This window comes from Streptomyces sp. NPDC004658 (assembly GCF_040609555.1).
Classification (GTDB): domain Bacteria; phylum Actinomycetota; class Actinomycetes; order Streptomycetales; family Streptomycetaceae; genus Streptomyces.
In genome coordinates, this window is record NZ_JBEXKG010000336.1 from 1 (window position 1) to 3,058 (window position 3,058).

Consider the following 3,058-nt stretch of genomic DNA (forward strand, 5'->3'; position numbering starts at 1 on the left):
CCCGCGGGGGCCGTGGTGGGCGGCGGGGTCGCTCCAGTTCGTCGCCCGCCTGCGCGGCACCTTCGGCGCGGGGGGGGCGCCCCGGCGGGGGTTGTCCCCCGCCGGGGGGGGGCGGCCCGGGGCCGCCGCCGGGTGGGCCGTCGCGGGCGCCGCGAAGCTGGTGCCCGCGGCGGCGACGCTCCCCGCGGCCAGCGCCACCGTGGTCGCGGTGGCGAGGAGGGTCCGGGTGAGAATGTTCGTCCGCATGTGTTTCCCCCTGGTTGACGAGTGCCTCCCGGCACGGCACACAAGCTACGTGCCGGGGGTCCGCACGTCGCCAACCCGGGAGTTGACGCCCGGCTCCAACGGCCGCGGTAGCGCCGGGCCTCTGTACAACCTCCGCGGTAGGTGCAGGGGGCGCGCGCCGGCCGCGGGCCGGGTCAGCCCCGCCCTCCGCTGAGGTTGCCCCAGCGGGGTCCGATCTGCCTCCACTCCTCGTCCCACTCGGCCAGCCGCCGCCGGATGAGCCGGCCGCGGACCAGCCACCCCGCGCCCCAGACCAGCGCGCCGGCCACCGGGGCGACGAGGACACCGGTGAGTGCCGACTGCAGGTCGGCCTCCGCTCCGGTGACGGGGGCCGCCACGACCCGGTCGGCCTGGTTCGTCCACACCGTCACCGGGGTGCCGGCGGGGGCTCCGGGGAAGACCTTCGCCCGGTCGGTGTGCGCCGAACCGTCCGGGTCCGTCCAGCGCACGGCGGCCCAGACCCGCCCGTCGTCGTAGCCGCTGCCCGCGGTGGGGGTCCGCGCCGCGTCGTCGGTGAGCACGGCGGACACGGGGTGCACGTGGGCCAGCCGCGCCGCGAACGCGGACTCGGAGGCGTGTGCCGCCCACAGGCCCGCGACGACCGCGACGACCAGCGCCAGCACCCAGCCCGCGAGGACGATCCAGGCCTCGACGACATCGCTGTGCCGCCGGAGCGGGTTGCGCCGCCACCGCCACAGCCGCACCCGGGTGACCGTCGTGGGAGGTGTCCGTGTCATCGTCACCGCCTCCTCTCGCCCGCCGGCGGCCGGACCCCGCGGCGGCACCCGCGGTCTCCCGGCCCCGGTCGCCCGAGCGAGGGTCATGACACCATCCTGCACCCGTCCCGGCCCGTCGTCCGCTGCGGGCCGGTCCTTCCCTGCGGGAGAGGCCGGGCCGCGGCCGACCGCACCGCCCGACCGGCCCTAGGAGGGGGTGAGCGGCAGGTCGTCGGTGTAGGCGTTCACCGGCTGGGCGACGGGGCGGACGTCCCTGACGTCGAGTGCCGCCTCCGCGGTGCCGGTGCCGAGGGTGCCGCGCGGGTGCCAGGTTCCGGTCACCGCCACCCAGGTGTCCGCCGGAGGCGCCCCGCTGCCGTACACGCGCACCTTCAGCGTCTGCGAGTCCGCCGCGCAGCAGGAGAAGACGATCCGGGTCAGGTACCAGCCGTCGCCCGCTCCGGCCGGGGTGACGAAGCCGGTCAGCCGGACGGTGCGGTGCTCGATGGCCCGGCCGCGGTCCTGCTGGACCCGCTTGGTGAAGTCGGTGAGGGTCAGCGGCAGCGGGGAGGTCGCGGGCAGCGGCGGGAATCCCTTCTGCACGGCGACGGGTCTGGTGTCGGCGCGGGCCGCGGTGTACGCGCCGAGTGCGGGCGGGGCGTGGAGGAGCAGGCTGAGCGCGGGCAGGAACAGCAGCCAGGCGACGCGCGGGGTGGCGGTGTGGTCGTGGCCGTGGCCGTGCCCGCTGTCGCCGGCCGTGTGCCGCCGGTCCCGGGTGACCGCTCCCGCCAGGCCGAGCAGGAGCAGGACGGCGCCGGACACGATCAGGGCCGGGCGCAGTCCGGCCTTGACGTAGCGCAGGTAGGTGTCGGTGAGGAGGGCCGTGTGCAGCAGGGCGATGCCGGTCAGCGCCAGGAGCAGGGCCTGAAGGGGGCGTTTCACAGCAGCGCGCCTCCGATCAGGGCGCTCGCGGTGACGGCCACGACGGTGGTCGCCGTGGAGAACCGCCAGGCGAAGGCACGGCCGAAGGTGCCCGCCTGGAGGGCGATCAGCTTCAGGTCGACCATCGGGCCGACCACCAGGAACGCGAGCCGTGCGGTCGGCGAGAAGCCGGTGAGCGAGGCCGCGACGAACGCGTCGGCCTCCGAGCAGACGGCCAGCAGTACGGCGAGGCCGGCCAGGAAGAGCACGGAGAGCCAGGGCGAGCCGGAGAAGGCGTCGAGGGCGGAGCCCGGCACGGCGACGTTGAAGGTGGCGGCGGCCATGGCGCCCAGTACGAGGAAGCCGCCGGCGTGCAGGAAGTCGTGCTGGAAGCCGAGCCGGAACTCGGTCCAGCGGCTGTGGCCGGGCCGGTGGCCGGTGGGCCGGTGGCGCAGGAGCGGGCGCAGCCACTCGTCCTTGCCGAGCCACAGCCACAGCCAGCCCATGACGGCCGCCGTGGCGAGGGAGGCGAGCAGGCGGGCGGCGACCATCGCGGGGCTGCCCGGGAAGGCGACGGCGGTGGCCGTGAGGACGACGGGGTTGATCGCGGGTGCGGAGAGCAGGAAGGCGAAGGCGGCGGCCGGGGTCACGCCCCGGCGGATCAGGCTGCTCGCCACGGGCACGGAGGCGCACTCGCAGCCCGGCAGGACCGCACCGGCGGCGCCGGCGACCGGCACGGCGAGGGCCGGCCGCTTCGGCAGCACCCGGGTGAACAGGTCGGCCGGCACGAAGGCGTTGATGGCGCCGGACAGGGCGGTGCCGAGGAGCAGGAACGGGAGTGCCTGGACGGTGATGGCCAGGCAGACGGTGCGCCAGGCCTGGACGGCCGGATGGTTCAGCCACGGCGTGCCGGCCAGGAGGAACGCGGCCGCGCCACCGGCCGTGAGCGCCAGAGCGGCACCGAGGGGCCGCGGCCGGGCGGGGGGACCCGGGGGCCGCCCCGGCCCCCGGCCCGCCCCCCACGGCGCCGCCCCGCCCCCGCCGGCCGGGGGGCCCGGGCGGGGGGGGGCCGCCCCCCCGCCCCGAGGGGGGGTTTCCACCATAACCCTTCGTGAGGGATGGTGGGCGCATCGGCG

General features: G+C 77.2%; 3 protein-coding genes and 1 pseudogene. All 4 read right to left on the reverse strand.

Features of this window, described 5'->3' with window-relative positions; all coding sequences use genetic code 11:
• A pseudogene (locus tag ABZV94_RS40920) lies at positions 1 to 246 on the reverse strand (peptidoglycan-binding protein); the annotation flags it as partial.
• Positions 247 to 419: 173 nt separating this feature from the next.
• Entirely contained in the window at positions 420 to 1,022 is a 603-nt protein-coding gene (locus ABZV94_RS40925) for a hypothetical protein (RefSeq protein WP_356350107.1), read from the reverse strand.
• 186 nt (positions 1,023 to 1,208) lie between these two features.
• Entirely contained in the window at positions 1,209 to 1,943 is a 735-nt protein-coding gene (locus tag ABZV94_RS40930; protein ID WP_356350110.1) for a TIGR03943 family protein, read from the reverse strand.
• The gene (locus tag ABZV94_RS40935; protein WP_356350112.1) at positions 1,940 to 2,839 is read right to left on the reverse strand and encodes a permease; all 900 of its coding nucleotides are present in this window, start codon (positions 2,837 to 2,839) and stop codon (positions 1,940 to 1,942) included. Before ABZV94_RS40935 ends, ABZV94_RS40930 begins: the two co-directional genes overlap by 4 nt.
• Between the last annotated feature and the right edge of the window lie 219 nt (positions 2,840 to 3,058).

Coding starts and splice junctions, on each gene's coding strand:
- ABZV94_RS40925 (WP_356350107.1), bottom strand. CDS start 1,022: ATGACACGGACACCTCCCACGACGGTCACCCGGGTGCGGCTGTGGCGG.